This window comes from Lysinibacillus sp. FN11 (assembly GCF_024628845.1).
GTDB lineage: Bacteria > Bacillota > Bacilli > Bacillales_A > Planococcaceae > Lysinibacillus > Lysinibacillus capsici.
Genome location: NZ_CP102383.1, coordinates 592927 through 615032, shown reverse-complemented (window position 1 = coordinate 615032; position 22106 = coordinate 592927). Strand labels below are relative to the sequence as shown.

Below are 22106 nucleotides of genomic sequence, written 5' to 3'. Positions count from 1 at the left end.
TGCGACTATTTTGGTTTAATTTTACACATTAAACATCAATCCCCTGTACAATCTCCCTTCTTAATGGTGTCACTCATTCACTAAGTCTATTTAAAGCCCCATCGATTTTTACAGTAGCTTAGAAGGTTTGATTTAATCCTAAAAAATCTGGATGAACGTTAACAGAGATGTTATTTTGGTACTCATAGATCCTTTTTTCTACATCTTGATATAAAATAACAATAAGTAATTTATATTACTCAAAAGTAATATTCAACTTAAAAAAAGAAAAATCATTTTCTTTTATATAGTTATATTTCCTCTATTTTCTCTAGTAAATATCTCTTCTATTACTAAAGTTAAATTATCTATCTCTTGGCTTTTTTACTTTGGCAACAATTGAATGAATGCTAATCATTCAATCAATTCGCTAAAACACTCTGAAACCCATATGTGTAACTAAATCTTTCCAAAAACACCCCGCATAGATGAATGATACCTTTGTATTTCTGAATCTTCTTGTCCCCTGAAATTTCACTAATCCATCTGCAGTTGCTAATTGACCAATCAATTGCTCTATACCTTCTTTTCTGTAGTAGAAAGTTACATTTTCTAACTTATACTCTGTTCAAGCATATTAAGCAGTCTTTCCTTTTAAAATTTTAAAAGATTAAGGTCTGACTAAATAAGCCAGACCCTTAAGTAATAATTACTTAACAGTAATACGGCCACCTTTATCTCCTACATATGGCATTGGTGGATACATCATTACATTCACCTCCTCTTTTCTTCTTTAATTGAGTGAACCATTTGAAATACTAATGGTAATCACTACCTATTTCTAATATTATATTACTCAAAAGTAATATTCAACTTTAAAAAAAGAAAAAATCAGTATTTTCTTTTTTTAAAATTATGAAGTGGTTGATTATTAGTCATGACTTCCCCTATCCAGCATACCATCTATTAATAAATTCACAATATCAGTGGCTATCTCTTCTGGCTTTTTTTGCTTTGGCAGTAATTGAACAAATGTTAATCGCTCAATAATACCTATTAAGCTCTCTGCAACTATATGTGTATCTAAATCTTTCCGAAAATAGCCAGCATCTACTTCATAATCCAGATTCTCTTTAATTTGCTTGACTATTTGTGCCTTTATTTCATCAGCCTTTGTCGATAAATATAATCCAATTCTTGTTAAATTTGGGTTTTTAGCAAAAAACGCTAATAATTCCTTAACATTATGGATAATACGTGATTTTACTGTTGCTTGCTCTAATGCAGGCTGTAAGCGGCTTTTTTTGGCTAAATCCATCATTCGTAAACGAAAAAGATTCTCTAATTCTTCAAAAATGGACTCTTTATTTTTAAAATACAGGTAAAAAGTAGGCTGACTTAATGATGCACTTTTTACTATCGTACTCACCTTCGTTTCATGATATCCATGCTGCGCAAACTCTTTCGCTGCAATTTCAAGTAATAATGCGCGACTTTCTTCTCCACTTGCGCCTTTTGGTCTACCTCTTTCTGCCATAAAAAAAACTCCTCCATTTAAGTACCCTTAAAACTTTTTTCTATAAAAAAAGCCCTTTATAAGGATAGTTAGTTGTAAAACCTTACTTCCAATAAAAAGGACTAAATTTATTACTAGGGTAACATGAAGGACTTCATTAGAGCAATGACTTTGATTTCTACCCGCAGTAAATTGGAAAAAATAAACTGTTACTCCATCCTCATAACAGGAATAGTGACTGTCACTTTTCCTCCACCCGTTATCGAATCATTAGCGAGTGTTATTACCCCATCATGCTTTTTAATAACTGACTCTGCAATATAAAGACCCATACCATGATGATCTGTTGTATTTCTACTTGGGTCTCCACGATAAAATTGTTTGGTAGCCTCTTTTAAATCTTTTGCTGAAAAACCTGTACCACTATCTTTCACAGTAAAATGAATAACATTCACCTTTCCTTCAATAGATAAAGTGACTTTCCCGTTATTTGGTGTGTGCTCAACCGCATTGACAATCACATTTAATAGAGCCCGATAAAAAAGCTCTTCCTCTATCATAATGGAAGTAGGTAGCCTGACCATTTCTACAGTAACTTCAAGATTTTTTTCTAAAGCAAGAGCTTTCATTTGTTGTTCAACCTGTTGAATAAAAGAATGCATGGCGACATTTGATTTTGAGGTGACAATACCTTGCTCCACATTCGAAAGATCCATTAATTGCTTTGTGAATTTTTCAATTTCAACCGTATTTTTTAATATATAATGGTTAAATTCTTTTTGCATTTCATCTTGGGCGGTGTCCAATAAAAGTTCGGCATTTCCCCGAATAATCGTCAATGGTGTTTTCAGGTCATGTGCCAGTGCTGATATTTGTTCTCTGCGCAATCTTTCTGCCCGCCATTGCTGTGTCAAAGAAGTATTTAATGCTTCCTTCATTTGTTCGAAGGAAAGAGCAATATCATCAATTTCTTGGATTCCAGACGGTTGTAAATGAAATGCCAAATTTTGATGTTGTATTTTTTCAATAGCTTCTTGTAAGCCCATCATTTTTTGTTTTAGTCTTCTGCCAAAATGAACAGCAAGTACCGCTGCTTGTACAACAACTCCAATAATAAAAACTAATAAAACCGTTAATTGCGGATTAGGTAAATAATTTCTTATGATGGCAGAGCGATACTCAGGTACTAAACTATAGCGTAAAATACATATTTCTTGTTCGCGCTCAATAAATGCATAAAATTGAGAACTTCCTTGCTTCTCTCCCTTTTGTTTTAACTGCCATGCATAGGAAGCCTCTTCTTTTGTTAAATTGCCTGAAATAAACTCTCCCTGATTTGAAACCACTGCATATTCTACAAGATCAGGGATCATCTCATCCGTTACCGAGCTGCTTGTAGCAATTCGATCTTTTGCTAACGTGATTTGTGTCTCTGCATAATTTGCAGGTAAAATAATACTAGCTGAAAAGGCAAACATAAATAGACCTATTAATAGTGCCACTAAAAGAATGATGCCAATGCAAAGAAAAAATAAATATCTCAGAAAAAATGTATGCAGACGTGTTCCTTTCCTCGGTTTTACGGTTTCCACTTATAGCCAATCCCCCAAACCGTATCAATGACTTCTATATCAAATGCATGCAGCTTTGAACGAATATTTTTAATATGCTCTGTTATCGCTGTACTGTCACTTTTGCCATCAAACCCAAAAATCGTTTCGTATATTTGATCTTTAGAAAAAACTTGCCCGCGATGACGTGCTAAAAATTCACATATTTCATACTCACTTTTGGTTAACGGAATCCTCTCATTTTGAACAAATAGTTCTTTACCAGAAAGATTAAAATGAACTTTACCATGATAAAGAACATTCCGTTTCTCTCTATTTTCACGTCGAATATGAGCATTTACCCTTGCCCGTAGTTCCCCAATACTAAAAGGTTTGATTAAATAGTCATCTGCACCTAAGCCAAGACCAAACATAATATCTTCCTCTAAGGTTTTAGCGGTAAGAAAAAGAATCGGACAATCTACAGCATGGCGAATTTGCCTACATAGCGTATAGCCATCAATAGCAGGCATCATCACATCAAGTAAGATTAGATCAAAAAAGCCTAGATCCATCTTCTCTACCTCTGTCGAATTAAACACAATATTTACTAAATGATTATCTTTATGTAGTGCATTTTTAACCAGCATTAAAATATCAATTTCATCATCAACTACTAATATATTTGCCATAATTTATCCTCAACCATCCATTCCTACTATTCAGCTGCTCTACCTTCCCATCTCCAAAACCATAGGCAAGATAATGCAAAAGCTAGTATGCTTCCACCTAAGCACCATATTATACTAGTTTGGATACTTCCTTCGAGCCATATTAAATTTGTGCCCGCCGAAGTTAAAATCCATAAAGAAACAAAGTGACCGCTCCATCCATACGGTAAAAAGGGCCAAATAGCATCACCTAAACCAGTAAGCAACAAAGCGACCAGCAGGGCTTCCACAATGCCTAAACCAATCGAAGCACCTTTTCCAAATTGGAAGCTTACAAATAAATGTAAAATATAAAAAATAATATGACTGCTGAATAAAATACAGGCAGCAACACTATAAAATAAATAGTCAAAATCTACTTCATGTAATAATTCTCTAAAGCCCATACTAAAAATAGCTACAGACATAAAGATGGCTCCAAAGCTATACATCAATAATAATATAAGCTTACTCAAGTATGCCTTTATTTTTATTTTTGTTGAGACTAGCATGCTTTGATAATGACCTGCCTTCGCCTCCTGATCGGATGCCATTGCACATACTAATCCTATAATCATAGGTAGTCCACACGCTAGGCCTTGAAAATAGGCAGTTACTTTTCCGTGAAAATCCCATGGTGAATAGGAATAGTAAGCTAAAAACAATCCAGAAATAGCAATGGGGACAAGTAGATGTGTAAGTAGTAATGGAGTTCGTCTTGTTTTAAGACTTTCCGCTCTCAATAATCGTAACATGTCCATTTGCTATTTGGCCTCCCTTTTTTGAAACCACTTTGTCGTGAGTGAAGTGATTATGATAAACCAAGTGATCGTTATCAATAATCCAGGAAATATAACATCGTTATTGAGTAAAGAACTACCCTCAGGTACTGGTAGACCATTTGGTAATATACCGAGAGTTGAGCATAATAGACGTGCACCAATTGCAAAAGGATAGCAATACCATAGCTCTCCATCAGCAAATACTACAATCCCTACGATATTGGCAACTACATTGAGCAAAATAGCCAAATAGGTTCCTAATTTAGCTGCCAGAAAAAGACATAAGGGAATTTGCCACAAAAACGTTACGAAAATAACTAGAGAACTTAATAAGCTGCTTGTTATTGGTAAGCTATGACCAAATAGCCAGCCCCCTACTGTAATTCCTCCAAAGAACATACTAGTGATAATGAAAAGCCATACACCTGATGAAAGTATTTTTCCCAACCAAACCTTTTTGAGGCCAAGTGGTAGTGCAAGTATACTATGGTATTTCAACTTCTTATCTTTTTCGATCACTAAGGCACAGCAAATCGTCAGTGCACCTGGCAGAAGCATCGTATACCACCAGTTATAAGCTCCTGTTTGAAAATACTCCCCTCCCATAAGTACAGCGCCTATAAGTAAGGTTATAAGTGGCGTAAGCCAAAGTAGTTTGGGAATAAAAGTTCGCTTCCATTTTAATTGTTCTGCTTTCATGATGGCTAACATACTAATGACCTGCCTTTCTGTTGGCAGTGACAACCTGCATGAAGAGTGACTCTAATTCATGACCTTGTGGAGCTGGTCCCTGATAGCCAAGCTTGCCACCAGCAATAATGCCAATATCATCCACGACTTGTTCTACCTCAGGCAAAATATGACTAGACAATATAACAGTGATACCTTGTTCTGGAAAGGAGCGAATGAGCTTACGAAGCTCTTGTATACCGATTGGATCCAAACCATTTGTCGGCTCATCTAAAATTAACAGTTTCGGTTTGTTTAACAGCGCAATTGCTATACCTAATCGTTGCTTCATCCCTAAAGAAAACTGACCTGCTCGTTTTTTCCCCGTATTCGTTAAATCTACAATCTCCAATACTTCGTCAATCCGACTTTGTGGTATGCCTAACGCTATCGTTCGAACTTTTAGATTCTCTTTAGCTGTTAAATTATCGTACAAGGGTGGTGTTTCAATTAAGACCCCGATATCCTGCAAATCTTTTCGTGACCATAGATGTCCATTAAAAATGATATCTCCAGCATTAGGTCGTAGCATGCCCGTTATCATCTTTAAGGTTGTAGATTTTCCCGCTCCGTTAGGTCCAAGTAAGCCATAAACTGAATTACGTTTAATTTCTAACGATAAATTATCTACAATGTTTTGTCCTTTAAACGCTTTATTCAGATTGTTTGTTTTCAACATCAAATCTTTCATAATTAGTCATCATCCTTTCGATGACCTTAGTGTAAAAAATAAATATAAGGATTTTATAAGGATTCCATAACAATTACTTACTTGCGATCGATTACTAAAGCATAAAAAAAGCATTTGGAATGACTTCATTCCAAATGCTTCGACCCTATCAAATTTACATAAATTCTTTTACTAAATCATTAAAATCATTTTCGCTCATTTTGATATCGATATCTGTTAATGGTAACTCAGAGTAGCCAGGTACTTTTTCTTGATACGACGTTGTTTCAGTATCATGATAAATAATGCCTGTTACTAAGCCCTCGTGTTCCATCACTGTACGCATTGCCATACCACGATCTGAGTGATCATAACCTTCAACATCTGCTAATTTTGTTAAATTTTCTTTAAACCAATCATATGTGTTCACTTTGTTATACGTTACACAAGGTGAAAAGACATTGATAAATGAGAAACCTTTATGGTTAATACCAGCTTCAATTAGTGCTGTTAATTCTTTAATATCTGTAGAGAAGCCCTGTGCCACAAATGTTGCACCACTTGTTAACGCTACCTCTAATGGTTTCAATGATGGCTCAATCGCTCCACCTGGTGTAGATTTTGTAATAAATCCAGCAGCTGAACGTGGAGATGTTTGACCTTTTGTTAAACCATAAATTTGGTTATCCATTACAATATAAGTTATATCAATATTACGGCGGATGGCATGAATTGTATGCCCCATACCAATAGCAAATCCATCACCATCACCACCAGAAGCGATAACATGTAAATCACGATTAGCCATTTTCAATCCCTGTGCAATCGGAAGTGCACGGCCATGAATACCATGGAATCCATAAGAATTGATATATCCTGAAATTCGACCTGAACAACCAATTCCTGAAATGACAGCAAGTTCATTTGGTTCAATGCCGACATTTGCAGCAGCACGTTGGATAGCTGCTTGTACTGAGAAGTCTCCACAGCCTGGGCACCAGTTTGGTTTCACTGTATTACGAAAATCCTTAAATGTTGCCATTAGCGAGTCAACTCCTTCACACGATTTTCTAATTCACCTGGCAAGAATGGTGTACCGTTATATTTAGTGATTGTCACGATTTTATCGTGACCACCAACATTCATCTTCATAATATTAGCTAATTGACCTGTATAGTTATTTTCTACAACGATCACCTTTTTCGCTTGTGCAACAAGAGGTGCTATTTCTGCAGATGGGAATGGGTGAATTAATCGAATATGTGCATGATTCACTTTCATTCCTTGGGCATTCAGTCGCTCTTGCACTTCTTCAATAGCACCTCTTGTTGAGTTAAAGCCTACTAATAAAATATCGGCTTCCTCATGTGGTGCATTGACAAAGACTGGGTTATCAAATTTCAAACTCTCTAATTTACGGAAGCGTTTATCCATTTGAGTTTGGCGATTACCCGTTGCCTCAGATGGCTTCCCTGTTTCATCATGTTCAACACCTGTAACGTGGTGAATACCATGTAATGTACCCGGTAATACACGAGGTGAAATCCCATCTTCTGTATCTTCATAGCGCTTGAAGTAGGCTTTATCTGCCGCTTCCTCAAGATCATCCATCACAATTTTACCGCGACGAATTTCAATTTTATTATAATCAAATGGCTCTACAGATTGTTTTCCTAAAGATAATTGTAGATCTGTCATTAAGATTACTGGTAATTGTAATTCCTCTGCAATGTTAAATGCTTGGATCGTATCAAAGAAAGCTTCCTCCATTGTAGAAGGTGCAATGACTACCTTAGGAATTTCTCCATGTGTACCGTAAAGCATAGCCATCAAGTCAGATTGTTCTTGCTTAGTTGGTAACCCAGTTGAAGGGCCTCCACGTTGTGTATCCACTACTACTAAAGGTTGCTCTGTCATACCTGAAAGACCGATTGCTTCCATCATCAATGAAAGACCAGGACCAGCTGAAGCGGTAAAGGAACGTACGCCACCAAAGTTAGCGCCAATAGCCATTGTTGCTGCTGCAATCTCATCTTCCGTTTGGATTACCGTACCACCGAATTTCGGTAATTTTTTAATCAAGTATTCCATGATTTCAGAAGCAGGTGTAATTGGGTATGCTGCCATAAAGCGTGTCCCAGCAGCTATTGCGCCAAGTGCTATTGCGTCGTTCCCAATCATAAACATACGACGTTTTCCATCCGCAGGTGCAAGCTCCCATTCGCCTATACGATCAACTAAAAGCTCATTCATAATTTGACGACCACGTGTAATGGCTTCCATATTTTTTTGAACGACTTCTTCGCCCTTTTTACCAAAAATATCATCGACAACATTTTGGAATACTGCATCTTCTAGATTTAACAATGATGCAGTTGCTCCGATAGCCACCATGTTTTTCATTAACGAAGTACCAAGCTCTGCTGCTACTTCTGTGAACGGTACTGCAAATAATGGTGCTTTTGAATCCTCTGGTTTAACAGGATCAAATTTTGCATCGGCTAAAATAATACCCTTTTCTGTAAGCTCTTTATAATTGACATCAATTGTTTCTTGATCGAATGCCACTAAAATATCTAAATCATCCGCAATTGAACGTACTTCTGTTGGACGAACTGTAATTTTATTATTCGTATGGCCACCTTTAATTCGAGAAGAGAAGTGACGATAACCGTATAGGAAATAACCTAGACGATTCATTGCCATTGAGAAAATCTCACCTGTACTCTCAATCCCTTCACCCTGTTGCCCACCGACTTTCCATGAAAGCTGATGTAACATGTCAACAACTCCTTAAATCCAATGTGTACTATTATTTTTCCTTCATAAGTTTAACACGAAGAAACCGTCTGGACTATTGTTTCTCCACGATTTAGGCGAAAATCAGACCTTTGACTGAAAATCCTGTTCATAAAGTTGTAATTTTCAAATCTAAGCAAAATCACGCCCCTATTTCAAGTGACATCTATCATATGTAAAACAGGAAAACGAAAAAATGCTCCGCCACAATAGTATGTGACAGAGCATTTTACTTCATTACTTTTTTATCGAATACGTTTTTCCACTAACAGCTTTAATGCTGTTCGTTCTTCTCCAGCAATCAAAATATCGGCAAACGCCGGCGCGCAAATTAAATCTGTGCCACTTGGCGCTACAAATCCGCGTGCGATGGCCACTGCTTTCACGGCTTGGTTAAGTGCACCTGCCCCAACTGCTTGCATTTCTGCCTGCCCTTTTTCTCTGATTACCGCGACTAATGCACCTGCAACTGAATTTGGATTAGAGCGTGATGATACTTTTAATGAATCCACAATTATTCCTCCCCGTTTCGCGAATAGTGTTTACGCTCAACAACTCATGTCCCCCTTTTTGGACCTCAAGTTATTGTCCGTAGCACATTTTATGCTCCGCAAAACGGAAATAGACTAGTTTGACAAAGAAACCTATATCCCCGTAAAAGAAACGTAAAAAAACATTCTTCGACTTATCTACCCTTGAAATGGATAGTCTTCATTTATATAAATGCGTTCACAGGCAATAGCCTTTCCTGTTCGATCGTCCATCTCTACAAAGAAACCACTTAAAACCTCTCGCCCTTTTTTCGGAACTTCAAAACGAGATGGCATGTTTGTTTGGAATTTATAGATGACACTTTCCTTCGTCATACCTAAAATTTCATCATACGGCCCTGTCATACCAACATCCGTGATATAAGCTGTACCTTGCGGGTAAATTCTTGCATCTGCTGTTTGCACATGTGTATGTGTCCCAACAACCGCTGAAGCCTTTCCATCTAAATGCCAACCAAGGGCGATTTTTTCACTAGTCGCTTCAGCATGAAAATCCACGAAGACAAGTGGAGATATTTGTCGAGCCTCTGCAATCAATTGATCTGCCATTGCAAATGGATCCTCATGTGGTGGTAAAAATACGCGACCATGTAAATTAATGACAGATAATGTCACACCCTTTTTAGAAATCTGGACCATACCTTTACCAGGTGCTTCACTTGAAAAGTTTGCCGGACGGATTAAGTAATCCGCGTCATCAATAAAATCAAAAATATCTTTATTATCCCATGTATGATTGCCCATTGTAATAACATCTACACCCATTTGTAGCAAGCTATTATAAATATTACGAGTAATCCCTCGTCCTGCCGCAGCATTTTCCCCATTTGCAATCACAACATCTGGATTATACTTCTTTTTTAAGCGAGGTAAATATTTTTCCACCGCATCTCGACCAATTGAACCAACAATATCACCAATAAATAGAACTTTCATTATGCAAGACCACACTTTCTCTAAATAACATCTTTTAGTTTACCATCTTTGCTTTGGCAATCGCAAAGTAAAAACGCAAGCCTTACTCAATTTACACGTTTAAATACTATTATCTTATTGATTAGCACCGGTTTATCTAGGATTGCTGGATGGGAAATTGTGCATCTTTTTTATTAGAGGAGTCCCCATTGGTATTGAGTTGCCCTATAAAAAACGCGCCGAATTTCCATTTACTCATTATATATGTTATACAAATGGAGCAACTGAGACTGACAATAAATGAAATGGCAATGACAGAAAATACACTTAATGTTTCGATAAACTTCGTTAAAAAAATTTTAAATAGGCTATTAACTAGGGGATGTAATAAATATATACCGAAGGAATAACGACTAATAAAAATGATAAATTTCGGCATTTTTCTTCTGTTACTCGCGATGAAAAATAACAGAAAAGCTACACTGAATGTATAAAGGATAACGTCTATTCTCTTTGAATGAACTTCCGCAATAATACCTGATAATTGAGAGGTTAGCAAAATGCTTACTGTGATTAGTAATACTGCTAGTAACAAATAACGAAAACGCTGTAACCACGATAGAAATTTATTATAATTTTTTCCACAGTAATAAGCTACTACAAAATAAGCAATCCACGCAGGAAATGGCATCTTATTAAAAAAATCCCATTGTAAACTAGTATACGCTAAATCAGGAAAATACTTAAATGGATCTAAAAAATTAAAAAAGGCTAAGTAACTAAAATTAATGAAAAACGCAGTCATTATTACTTTATAGGCAGGGTATCTCGATACAATAAATTTCACAAAAAATGGATGTATGATATAAAATTGAAAAATGATCACGATAAAATAACCATGGAAATCACCTTCCAAATAATTTAATAGTAGTTTTTTGGCAAATTCAATAGAAGGCGATTCGATTGATTTAAGAACGGCATCAAGTAGTCCAATAAAAAGAAATGGAGTTAACATATATTTATAACGTTTTACATAAAACTTTTTCGGCAAACGATCTGAATAGGAATAGGCAATGACAAACTCTGAGATAAATATAAAAAGAGGGGTCCCGAACATAAAGATCAGCTGAATAGATGTCAGGATTACAAATAGTGGACCTTCTTCTATGTCATTCATGTTCAATGCCAACGTAACACTATGCATTAACACAATCCCTAAGCAAGCAACGAATCGTAGTAAATATATTTCTTTGATTTCTCGCTTCATCACCCTCACCTGCCATTTCAAAGGAATCAATTTGCCTTTCAATTATGCTCTTACCTTACTAAATGCAGGGATAAAATTATTTACTATCGGTAATTGTTCGCTTTAATTGCACCAAAATATCTCGCATTGTTTGAGGCTCAATAATAAAATTACCTACTAATAAAATAAACATCGTCCACAAGGAAATACATATAGCGGCTAAAAGCCATGAACCTGCAGATGTAATATGGAGCTCGATAAAAAATATAAATGGTGTCGCTGCAGTAAGTGCAAAGATACTATTTTGCACAATTTTTTTGGCAGTATCTTTAGGTGAATTGTGTAAAATCTTTTTTGAAGAATAAATGATTAAATCATAAGTACGATACCCGTATGAACAAATTCCTCCCAGTAATATTCCTTCTGCGCCAAAATACTGTACAAAAACAAGAGAAACTACTAGGTTAATTAATGCTTCCATAATGGCACGCTTTTTCGTCTCTCTAAAATGTCCTGCAGCGTTCACTAACGTATTTGCAGGAATCCGAATTGTGTTCGCTACTCCTACAATGACAAACAATATTGCCAACCAGGGCCTTATGTAATTGGCATCTTCAATACCTGCTGTATAAATCGTTATAAATGGCAATATTAAAATAGCTGTACATGTGTAACTAAAAGCAATGATGCCATAAAAAACATATTCAAAATGATGAAAATATTTTCGAAGAACGTCCTTATCCTCTTTGACAAGAATGTCGCCAAAAGCTGCTAATATCGCCCCTGAAAAAGTAGATATAAACAATGTGACTGCATTAAACACCATACTATAAACTGTAAATACACTGACTTCTGTTAAGCCCAGAAAAATCGTTATTAAAATAAACGGTGTGTTAAATACCACTAACGAGGCAATTTGATGAATTAAAGCATCCCATTTATCTTTAATTGCTAACGTATTAGCTTGTTTTTTACAATCGAAATATGGATATTTCTTTTTAACATACAACCTTAAAAAAAGAACATCCAGTAATAATAAGGCACTTGAACTAGCAACAACAATGACGATGGAAAAACCAAATGCTATTAAAGTAACTGACAATAATGCACTCGCAAAAAGCAACATTGTTTGAATGCGAAAAATAACATAGCTTTTTTGATCTGCCGACAGTAGAACCAAATATTTCCCTATAAAAAAATACTCCCACACGCCACTAATTCCCAAAATAAGTACCATGTAAAGAGCCGTACGCGTATTCACTTCATCTCCTACTAATAACGGATAACAAATGGACAAAATGGCGACTAATCCAACAAAGACATAACCCGAGCGTCTATAAAAACGATTAGTCGCTGAAAGAATTCCATTTATTTGGTCTTTATCACCCTTGGCTAGTGGCTTATAAAGTGCCACTATAGATGCATTACCAACCCCAGCTTCTACTATTTTTAAGTAACTTAAAAATTGCTTAATCGACGAAACAAGCCCGTTTGTAGCAGAGCCGTATGTTGTCATAAATAGTCGAGGTAAAATGAAATTAATAACCGCTGCAACAACTTGTAGCAATACATTAGACATTAAATTTAAAACTACTCTCTTAGTTCTCATGCTGATAAGCACCTTTTCTTTTAGTAAAAGTAGGAATTAAACCTTTGCAATCACTGATCTGCCGATTAAGCCTATTCAACATAAAAAGTAAAAGAATTTGTTTTTTCTTTAATAGCCAAGTATAGACCTTTAATTTGAGCGGCATATTTGTCACTCGAATCGCATGCAACGATCCATGAAACGCTTCATGAATCAACATTTTCTTAATAAAGGTACGCTTTTCATGTAAACGCTTATGGTTGAATCTATTCAATTCATTATTCACCGCTGCCATCACTAAATAAGTAAAATAATACTGAAGTTGTTCAGCAAAATTAGGAACCTGGTCTGCTTTCCTGTACTTTAAAACTTTCAAATGTTCATATAACACAAGTATTTTTTTAAAAAACAACTGATCATAACTAGTTGTCATGGAAGAAGAATGCTGACGGTAATGGTAGAGATACTGATTTTCTAATATATAAATACTTTCTGCATCAAGTAAGCTAGGATATGTACAAGCAGCATCGTCCCCCATGCAAATTTGATCATCCACATCAAATAGATTTTTCTCTAATAGGTCTCTTTTAAATATTTTATTAGATAAAGATGGATATAATCCAAAACGGTAATACTCGCCCGAATATAGCATAATCGGATATACTTCTTTTTCCATCCTATCCTTCCTGTACAAACCAGGCGCGACAAGCTGTGATCTCTTCACTTCTTGGAGTGGATAATTTTCTATAATGTCACAAATAACAATATCTACATCAAAAATACGTGCAGTATTACATAATGATTTATACATATCAACTTCTATCCAATCATCACTATCTACATAACCAACATACTGTCCTTTGGCGACCCTTAGCCCTGCTTTACGGGCACTGACAGCACCACTATTTGCTTTATGAATGACGGTAATTCTTGTATCAGATTCGGCATATTCATCGCAGATTACCGAGCAGTTATCAGTCGAGCCATCATTTACTAATATCAACTCAAAATCTACGAAATCCTGTCTCAAAATACTATCAAGACACATTTTTAAGTAAGGTTCTGTATTATAGACGGGGACAATAATGCTTAAAAATGGCACTCACCTCACCTCTCATTCATAGTAGTTCCCTTACTTTTACTCATAGTCATTGCAAACATAATTAATAAAATATGATATGGAAAATAATCCATGACAAATGAATCAAGTCCTATATTCGCTACTAATACGATATAGAGAGGAATAGCGTTAATTGAGAGGATTTGAAAGCCTGGTGTATTCATACTTCCAACATTCCCTCTAAGTACTTTATAGAGGCTAGAAATGTATAATACTGACAAGGCCACTCCAATTAAACCTATATAATAAGGGGTTGATAAGTACATTGTATGTGCCATTTTCACCTTCGCAAAGCTTGTGCCAAATCCTGCTCCCAAAACAAATACTTTCGTGTTTTGAAAGATTTCATTTATAAATAGGCCCCAACTACTCACTCGACCAGTGGTAATGGCATCTGTCGATATTCCTGACCCAAAAAACCGAATCCAATAAATTTCAAATAACTTCTCGTAAAAAAAATAGAGAGCAACCCCACAAATAATCACGATAAAAGACGAAAATTTAATAGCTGTCTTCACATTATTTTTAATGAAGACAATAAATGTCATCATAATAAAAACGACTAATGTAATAATAAACATTTTGGAATATGTCAGTATGCCAAAAAAAGCTAATATCACGAGTAATACAATTGACTTTTTTTCCTTTTTTCCATCCAGATTAAAAAGCACTAATAAACAAGCCATAGCTATTAATATTTGCAAACTAAAGTAATTTGGATCTAAATCTAAACCCGTAAATCTTGTACTAATCGAGTTCATTGTCTTCACTGTATTCACAATGGTCATTGATTCTATAAAATGATCGATTTCTGGAACGGAATAACTGATCAGACGCACGATTGAAGCAGCTAGTAAACCCGATGTATAGATATACGTATACCTTCTGAAATATGCCTTATCATTGAGGGTCAATATTGCACAAAAGAGCACACTATAATTCAACACAAAGCCTAAAACTGCAATAAGATTACCACCACTAACTAACGTTACGGCCACCGTATAAAATGCAAATAAAAAATAGGTCAATAACAGTCGTTTTGAAATACCTTGCTTTTGTAAAAAGAGCGTCAGAATACTTAACAAAATATAGAAAGAACTAAGTACAACAAGTAATGAATATCCTGATATATCGAATTTAATGACATAAACCCACGAAATAAAAAACAATAAATAGTCAATTCGATGCTGCTGCTTATCTAGCAGCATCGCTATACTGGTTAAAAGGAAGAAGAGCCAGAGAAATAGATTATGACCTGTATATATTTTGAATACGACAAAGATACTTGAAATTATACAAATGAGCACACTAAATTTCTTAGATTCCACTATCATGTAGCATCAAACTCCAATACTAGTTGCTCTTGAGCTTTTTCGTTTGTGTAGTGATTTTCTTCTATGTAATTTTTCATATTGTGTAGTAATTCTGTATTTTTCATAACACTAGAAATGACGTGAAAGAGGTCTTTCATGTTAAAGCCTGTTATCAATCCGTTATGACCATGAAAAATTTGTTCACCTGCTGCGGCAAAGTCTGTTGTAATAACAGGCGTTTGTACAATTAATGCCTCCCCTATGACCATTGGATAGCCTTCGTAGGCTGATGTTAAAATGAATACATCACTACATTTTATAAATGGATAGGGATTTTTCATTTCCCCTACAAATTCAACTACATCCTCTACACCTAGTTGCAAAGCTAATTGCTGATTCGAAAGTAGATCTGGTCCATCACCTAAAATGCGCCAGCGAAAATTATTTATAGAAGCTTCCTTTAACAACTTACACAGATGTGGAATCAGGTCGAACCTTTTTGTACTATTTTCAATTCGCCCAACAGATATTAAATCCAACTCGCATTTAAGAAACGGTGTATATTGACATGCCAGTTCTTTAATCTCTTCGATTGGGAAAAAATTATAAACCACTTGAATTTTATGTTGATATTCTGGAAGGAAATTTATTAAATTTTCCTTACATGCTTCTGAAACACATAACAATCGATCAAAATTTTTATAGGTTTTGACACAAGCTTCATAATTAAAATTCGCTTTAATGGGATCTGTATGAATCCATGCGAACTTACGATCTGCTATCACAAATTGATCTACAAATAAATTGGTCCCTTTATTGAAATATTGATTGGGTACATCATTAAAATAAGAAATGGCAATATCATAATGACAATTAGTGCGATGTTTTTTTAAAAGCATCGAATAGAAATTGTGGGAACCTATTAATCGAACAACTATCATACACACAATACGTAAAATAATATGCCATACGTTATTTCTTTTTTTCACTTCAGCAAAAGGTGTAGCAATTAGTTGTAACAGTAAGTTCCCTGTAGTTACCTTCACATTGGAGGGAATATCGTTCATTAATTCCCCTCCACTAAATGTGAAAACATCTATCTCATATTTCTCGTAGAGGTATATTTCTTTTAACATATTAATTAGCGCCTTTTGGATACCACCCATGTGAAAATTTTGTGCAACAAATAATATTTTCATATTAGTCCCCCTAAAAATACTACTGTAAATTTTCATATTGCTCTTACGTTTGTGGATAAAAAACGGATCGATAGCCCTACGAGCCATTCCCTTTGCTGCTCACGCTCCGCATAGCTTTTATAAATTACTGTATAAATTTGTTATCCTTTTCTCCATTTTCGCCCAGCTATAACCTTCTTCGTACAGTGCCTTCATTTCACGAGAAATTTCTGGCCATTCTTTCCTACGCTTTACCAAATTCTCAATTCCGTTTTGTAAGCTCTCTCTATTGTAATCAATAAGTTCTCCAAAATTATTTGTTGCAACTACTTCTGACATTCCCGTATTTTTCACCATAATCAAAGGCTTACCAAGCATTAATGCTTCATAGAATTTATTGGGTGCAGCATAATAATGGTTAGAAATAGTAGGGTCATAAATAGCCGTCATAATGTCACAACTATTTTCTAACTCTATTGTTTTTTCATAGGGTAACTTACCATAAAAGTGTATATTGTCATGCATTTTTGAAGTTTGCAGCAATGTATCAGCTAACTTACCAAATCCACCAATATGCAGCTCATAACTTGGCGTATTCTTTACTACTTCAACCAATTCACTAATCAATCGATTTTCAGTAAGTATACCTACATAAACTATTTTTACTTTTTTCGGATTCAAATCTAAGCAATTATATGAATCTATATAACGTGGAGTATTGTATATGACCTCTATTTTTTTAGGTGAAGCTTTAGCAATCTGTTCTTTGCGCTTTTCTGTACATATAATGACTGCATCTACACTATTCATAAGACGTATATCTATACTAGTAATGACCTTTCCAATACTCTCTGGTCCATAAAATGGTGATGTATACGAATCAAATACGTCGTAGATTACTTTTTTCCGAAGTAATTTCCCACATATTGTACCTATTAGCGCTGTATCAAAATCACAAGCGTGAATCATATCATACGTATTTTTATGGCGAAGTAACCATCGAAAAAGTTTAAGTTGAAATTTTATAAATGGAACTAAGTTCTTTTTCAAACCTCCTCCAAATGTTGCCGGAATACCAAACCTTGTAATACGAATTGCATGTTCACCTTCTAACAGTTGGTCCTTTATTTTATATTTCTTATCTCTATCCCATGCTAAAATGTGAACATTCCAATTATTTTTTGCAAGACAATGTGCCTCCTTTTCAACCCTTGGATCTGGAGAAACAGGGTTACTCCTCATAAAAACAACTCGCATCCCATATGCCCCCCTTAAACACTGAATGTCTCTAGCACTTCAGCTACTTTTTGCTACCTTTTATATCCTTACAACTTAAAGATGCTTTCCCATTTTAAAAAAACTTCCACCATTTTTTTGTGAAAGTATCATCTGGTTCATATACAATTAATGGCTGATTATTAATGATTCGTTCGTTATTTTCAAGCAAAAAATCTACCATATCCAAATCTTTTTGTTTTTCTAAAAATCTAAGTCCCTTTTCAAATAAGAAAGGACGTGTACTTAAGTTATGCACATCCGAACCATATGTATGGATAAGATTCGAGCGCACTAAATTTAGCGAAAGTTTTTGGATGGTTTTTCCAAACAATCCTGCTAAACTTCCTGATGTAATTTGTGCAAGTGCCCCCTCGCGTATAATTTGTTCCAAATGACTTGGATTTTCTAAAATGACTCTATTTCGCTCTGGGTGTGCAATAATTGGTGTTATGCCTGCTGTTAATAACGAGTAAATGATATCCTTTGTAAATTTGGGAATATGATTAGAGGGAAGTTCCAACAGCAAATAATTGGAATTTGCTAATGTATGTATTTGTTTTTTTTCATACAATTCTAGAATGTTACCTGCCAAGCGTACCTCTTGTCCCGTGTAAAGTTTTAACGGCATGTTACGTTGATCAATTGTCATTTGCAACTGTACAATTTGCTCATTCACGACATCAAAGGGGACATTATACAATGGATGTAAAGCATGCGAAGTGGAAACAATCGTTGAAATCCCCTCCAAAACGGCCTGCTCAAATAAACAAAGTGTCTCTTCAATCGTTTTCGGACCATCATCGACATCAAATAATATATGACTGTGCATATCAATCACTGTACTTCACTTCCCTGTCTAGATACTTGAATTAACGATAATATTGCTCATAATATTGATGGAGTGGCATTTTATAGTTATTTAATACTACGCCTAAAATATTTGCTTTTGAGGCTTCAAGGTATGACTTTGCTTTTAACACATTTTCATTTTCTGCAACTCCACTGTTCACAATTAATAATGTACCATCACATTTATTGGACAAAATTTGAGCATCTGTTACAGATAGCAGTGGTGGCGCATCAAAAATAATGATGTCAAACCCTTTCTTTAGTTCCTCCATTACACTCCCCATTAAGGTAGAAGCTAGTAACTCTGCTGGATTGGGGGGGATAGGCCCACTTGTCAAGACATATAGATTAGCAATATCTGTATTATTGACGACTTCGGAAATTGTAAAATGCCTTGTTAGTAAATTTGATAGTCCTCTAGCATTTTGCAATAGAAACGTATAATGCATTGTTGGTTTTCGCAAATCTGCATCTACGATGACGACTCGTTTTCCTTCTTGTGCGAAAACAACTCCTATATTGGCTGCATTGGTTGACTTTCCTTCACCTGGTGTTGCAGATGTCACTAATATTGTTTTAATCTCTCTATCAGGCATTGAAAAAGTAATATTTGTTCGGATTGTTCGAAATTGTTCTGAAATAAAAGAATGGCCATTGGCAATCGTCACAAGTTTTCTTGCCATTTTCACTAACTTCTTCTTTTTCTTTTTTTTCCAAAACATTATGATCCTCTCCTCGTTTTACGAGATTTTACCCTAGTGCTTTTATGGTGAGCATCACTAATTTGACTAATCAAGCCAATAATTGGTAGCCCTACTAGCTCTTCGATATCTTGCTCCGTCTTGATTGTAGTATCTAAGCTCTCTATTATGATTATGAGAGCAGCACTTATAACAAAACCAATAAACGAGGCTGCTACTATATAAAGGGTTTTATTTGGCGCAATCGGTACAGGTTCCTTATCTAATTGTGCAACTGACAAAATATTAACATTATCAACCGTCATTAAAACTTGGATCTCCTCTTGAAACACATCTGCTATTGTATTGGCAATATCGACAGCCAACTCTGCTTGCTTGTCTACAACATTAATATTAACAACTTGTGAGTTATTGGCACTGGATACAGTAATTTGATCCATTAAAACTTCAGGTGTGACATCCAAATCTAGCTTATTTATAACTTTAGATAAAATAGCAGAACTTGTTATGATAATGTTATACGTATTAATAAGTCGGAGATCTGTTTCAACCTGTTGTACACCTAAATGTGGTTGCTCTATATTTTTTTGATTAACTAAAATTTGCGTTTCTGCCTCATAGGTAGGTTTTAACACAAAGATGCTAATAAAGGCCGTAACCAACGCTGCAAAAAGTGTAAAACTTATGATAAAAAGAAAGTTTTCTCGGACTATTTTCAATATATCTTGTAATGTGATTGTTTCTTTCAAAGCTCTTCACTCCTTGTCAAAACATAAACCAGTTGTAAAAATGGAGTATGACTAGGCTGATTAATTTTTATAAGGGTATTCATGTTGAAGCTAGTTCACTATGCTTTATTCCATACTATATTGTTGGAATCATCCATTTATTCTTACTCGGTAGATCACATCAAATTTTCTTCACATACAAAAAGGCATCCCCTGATCTTGGTCAAGGGATGCCTATTATTTTATTATTTATTTCGCATATTCCACAGCACGTGTTTCGCGAATAACTGTTACTTTAATATGACCTGGGTAATCGAGTTCTTCCTCAATACGTTTGCGAATATCACGCGCAAGACGATGAGATGCTAAATCATCAATTTTTTCAGGTTGTACAATAATACGAATTTCACGTCCAGCTTGAATTGCATAAGACTTTTCTACGCCATCATAGCTTTCTGAAATTTCCTCTAACTTTTCAAGTCTGCGGATATAGTTTTCAAGTGTTTCACTACGTGCACCTGGACGAGCTGCTGATAATGCATCAGCTGCAGCGACTAATACCGCAATAACAGATGTTGCTTCAGTATCACCATGATGCGAAGCAATACTATTAATGACAACTGGGTGTTCCTTATACTTTGTTGCTAATTCCACACCAATTTCAACGTGGCTTCCTTCAACTTCATGATCGATTGCTTTTCCAATATCATGTAATAAGCCTGCACGACGAGCCAATGCTACATCTTCACCAAGTTCAGCAGCAAGTAATCCTGCTAAATGTGCGACTTCAATTGAATGTTTTAGAACATTTTGTCCATAGCTTGTACGATATTTCATGCGGCCTAAAATTTTCATTAAATCTGGATGTAAGTTATGAATACCAATTTCAAATGTAGTTTGCTCACCTGTTTCGCGGATTTGTTCATCCACTTCACGTCGAGCTTTTTCCACCATTTCTTCAATACGAGCTGGGTGAATACGACCATCCTGTACAAGTTTTTCAAGTGCAAGTCGAGCTGTTTCACGGCGAATTGGATCAAAGCCTGATAATATAACCGCTTCTGGCGTATCATCAATAATTAAATCAATTCCTGTTAACGTTTCCAATGTACGGATATTACGGCCTTCACGACCAATAATACGTCCCTTCATTTCATCATTTGGCAAGTTCACAACAGATACAGTTGTTTCTGCTACGTGATCTGCAGCAAAGCGTTGTAGTGCTAATGATAAAATTTCACGTGCTTTTTTATCTGAGTCTTCTTTCGCACGTGTTTCAGCTTCTTTCGTCATCACAGCAATATCAGTTGATAACTCTTTTTCTACTTCATTGAGGATAATTGATTTAGCTTCATCCCTAGTCAAAGCAGAAATACGTTCTAGCTCTGTTTTTTGTGATGCCATGAGCTCGTCCACTTTGCTCTCCATCTGTTCAATATGCTGTTGTCTTTCAGCTAGAGCTTGTTCTTTGCGCTCTAAGCCAGCTTCTCTCTTATTTAGAGCATCATCTTTGCGATCAAGATTCTCTTCTCTTTGCAATAAACGGTTCTCTTGTTTTTGAAGTTCTAAACGACGTTCACGAATGTCATTTTCAGCTTCAGTACGAAATTTGTGAGTTTCATCTTTGGCTTCAAGTAGTGCTTCTTTCTTCATTGCCTCCGCTTCTCGTTTTCCTTCTTCAACGATTGTTTCAGCGACATGTTTAGCACCAGTGATTTTTGAGTCATTCACTTTTTTCATGTAGATATAGCTAACAGCGGCACCAACGATGAGTCCAAGCAAAGCGGAGATGATAGTAATTCCATCCATATGAACACCTCCTCTTGCTATTTGGGTATTACAGTTTCAGTCGGCGCATACATCTATGTCGCCTTAGCTAAAATGTACCAGGTTTTGTTAGAATT

The 22106-nt window shown here is 35.6% G+C and carries 20 protein-coding genes; all 20 read right to left on the bottom strand.

Annotated elements, in window-relative coordinates:
- Window positions 1–910 precede the first annotated feature (910 nt).
- A complete protein-coding gene (locus NP781_RS02855; protein WP_004224884.1) occupies window positions 911–1516 on the bottom strand; it encodes a TetR/AcrR family transcriptional regulator in 606 nt (201 codons plus the stop codon).
- 188 nt (window positions 1517–1704) lie between these two features.
- On the bottom strand, window positions 1705–3087 hold the full coding sequence (locus NP781_RS02850; protein ID WP_221682717.1) for a sensor histidine kinase: 1383 nt from the start codon (window positions 3085–3087) through the stop codon (window positions 1705–1707).
- Window positions 3075–3737, bottom strand: a complete 663-nt coding sequence (locus NP781_RS02845) for a response regulator transcription factor (protein WP_221682718.1) — start codon at window positions 3735–3737, stop codon at window positions 3075–3077. Before NP781_RS02845 ends, NP781_RS02850 begins: the two co-directional genes overlap by 13 nt.
- Before the next feature lie 26 nt (window positions 3738–3763).
- Window positions 3764–4516 (bottom strand): lantibiotic immunity ABC transporter MutG family permease subunit, encoded by a 753-nt coding sequence (locus NP781_RS02840; protein WP_257521326.1) that lies wholly within the window; start codon window positions 4514–4516, stop codon window positions 3764–3766.
- A gap of 3 nt (window positions 4517–4519) precedes the next feature.
- On the bottom strand, window positions 4520–5248 hold the full coding sequence (locus tag NP781_RS02835) for a lantibiotic immunity ABC transporter MutE/EpiE family permease subunit (protein WP_221682720.1): 729 nt from the start codon (window positions 5246–5248) through the stop codon (window positions 4520–4522).
- Between the two features lies 1 nt (window position 5249).
- Window positions 5250–5957, bottom strand: coding sequence for a lantibiotic protection ABC transporter ATP-binding protein (locus NP781_RS02830; protein WP_221682721.1), 708 nt, complete (start codon window positions 5955–5957; stop codon window positions 5250–5252).
- A gap of 154 nt (window positions 5958–6111) precedes the next feature.
- Entirely contained in the window at window positions 6112–6978 is an 867-nt protein-coding gene (locus tag NP781_RS02825; RefSeq protein ID WP_004224896.1) for a 2-oxoacid:ferredoxin oxidoreductase subunit beta, read from the bottom strand.
- Window positions 6978–8717: a 2-oxoacid:acceptor oxidoreductase subunit alpha gene (locus tag NP781_RS02820; protein WP_221682722.1), complete on the bottom strand. Its 1740-nt coding sequence runs from the start codon at window positions 8715–8717 to the stop codon at window positions 6978–6980. The genes NP781_RS02825 and NP781_RS02820 overlap by 1 nt, the downstream gene beginning before the upstream one ends.
- 263 nt (window positions 8718–8980) lie before the next feature.
- Window positions 8981–9247, bottom strand: a complete 267-nt coding sequence (locus tag NP781_RS02815; protein WP_004224903.1) for a stage V sporulation protein S — start codon at window positions 9245–9247, stop codon at window positions 8981–8983.
- A gap of 177 nt (window positions 9248–9424) precedes the next feature.
- Window positions 9425–10222 carry a TIGR00282 family metallophosphoesterase gene (locus NP781_RS02810; RefSeq protein ID WP_257521325.1) on the bottom strand — a complete coding sequence of 266 codons (798 nt, stop codon included), beginning with the start codon at window positions 10220–10222 and terminating at the stop codon, window positions 9425–9427.
- Window positions 10223–10358: 136 nt separating this feature from the next.
- Window positions 10359–11468, bottom strand: a complete 1110-nt coding sequence (locus NP781_RS02805; protein ID WP_257521324.1) for an acyltransferase family protein — start codon at window positions 11466–11468, stop codon at window positions 10359–10361.
- Window positions 11469–11544: 76 nt separating this feature from the next.
- A complete protein-coding gene (locus NP781_RS02800; protein ID WP_257521323.1) occupies window positions 11545–13056 on the bottom strand; it encodes a lipopolysaccharide biosynthesis protein in 1512 nt (503 codons plus the stop codon).
- Window positions 13046–14137, bottom strand: a complete 1092-nt coding sequence (locus NP781_RS02795; RefSeq protein ID WP_257521322.1) for a glycosyltransferase — start codon at window positions 14135–14137, stop codon at window positions 13046–13048. The genes NP781_RS02800 and NP781_RS02795 overlap by 11 nt, the downstream gene beginning before the upstream one ends.
- 5 nt (window positions 14138–14142) lie before the next feature.
- Window positions 14143–15489, bottom strand: a complete 1347-nt coding sequence (locus tag NP781_RS02790) for a hypothetical protein (protein ID WP_257521321.1) — start codon at window positions 15487–15489, stop codon at window positions 14143–14145.
- Window positions 15486–16667, bottom strand: coding sequence for a glycosyltransferase (locus NP781_RS02785; protein ID WP_257521320.1), 1182 nt, complete (start codon window positions 16665–16667; stop codon window positions 15486–15488). The genes NP781_RS02790 and NP781_RS02785 overlap by 4 nt, the downstream gene beginning before the upstream one ends.
- A gap of 117 nt (window positions 16668–16784) precedes the next feature.
- Entirely contained in the window at window positions 16785–17903 is a 1119-nt protein-coding gene (locus NP781_RS02780) for a glycosyltransferase family 4 protein (RefSeq protein ID WP_257521319.1), read from the bottom strand.
- Window positions 17904–17997: 94 nt separating this feature from the next.
- Window positions 17998–18753: a tyrosine-protein phosphatase gene (locus NP781_RS02775; protein WP_306832313.1), complete on the bottom strand. Its 756-nt coding sequence runs from the start codon at window positions 18751–18753 to the stop codon at window positions 17998–18000.
- Between the two features lie 40 nt (window positions 18754–18793).
- Window positions 18794–19495 (bottom strand): CpsD/CapB family tyrosine-protein kinase, encoded by a 702-nt coding sequence (locus tag NP781_RS02770; protein ID WP_237497167.1) that lies wholly within the window; start codon window positions 19493–19495, stop codon window positions 18794–18796.
- On the bottom strand, window positions 19495–20223 hold the full coding sequence (locus NP781_RS02765) for a YveK family protein (RefSeq protein WP_257521317.1): 729 nt from the start codon (window positions 20221–20223) through the stop codon (window positions 19495–19497). The genes NP781_RS02770 and NP781_RS02765 overlap by 1 nt, the downstream gene beginning before the upstream one ends.
- Before the next feature lie 228 nt (window positions 20224–20451).
- On the bottom strand, window positions 20452–22011 hold the full coding sequence (gene rny / locus NP781_RS02760; RefSeq protein WP_004224930.1) for a ribonuclease Y: 1560 nt from the start codon (window positions 22009–22011) through the stop codon (window positions 20452–20454).
- Window positions 22012–22106 lie beyond the last annotated feature (95 nt).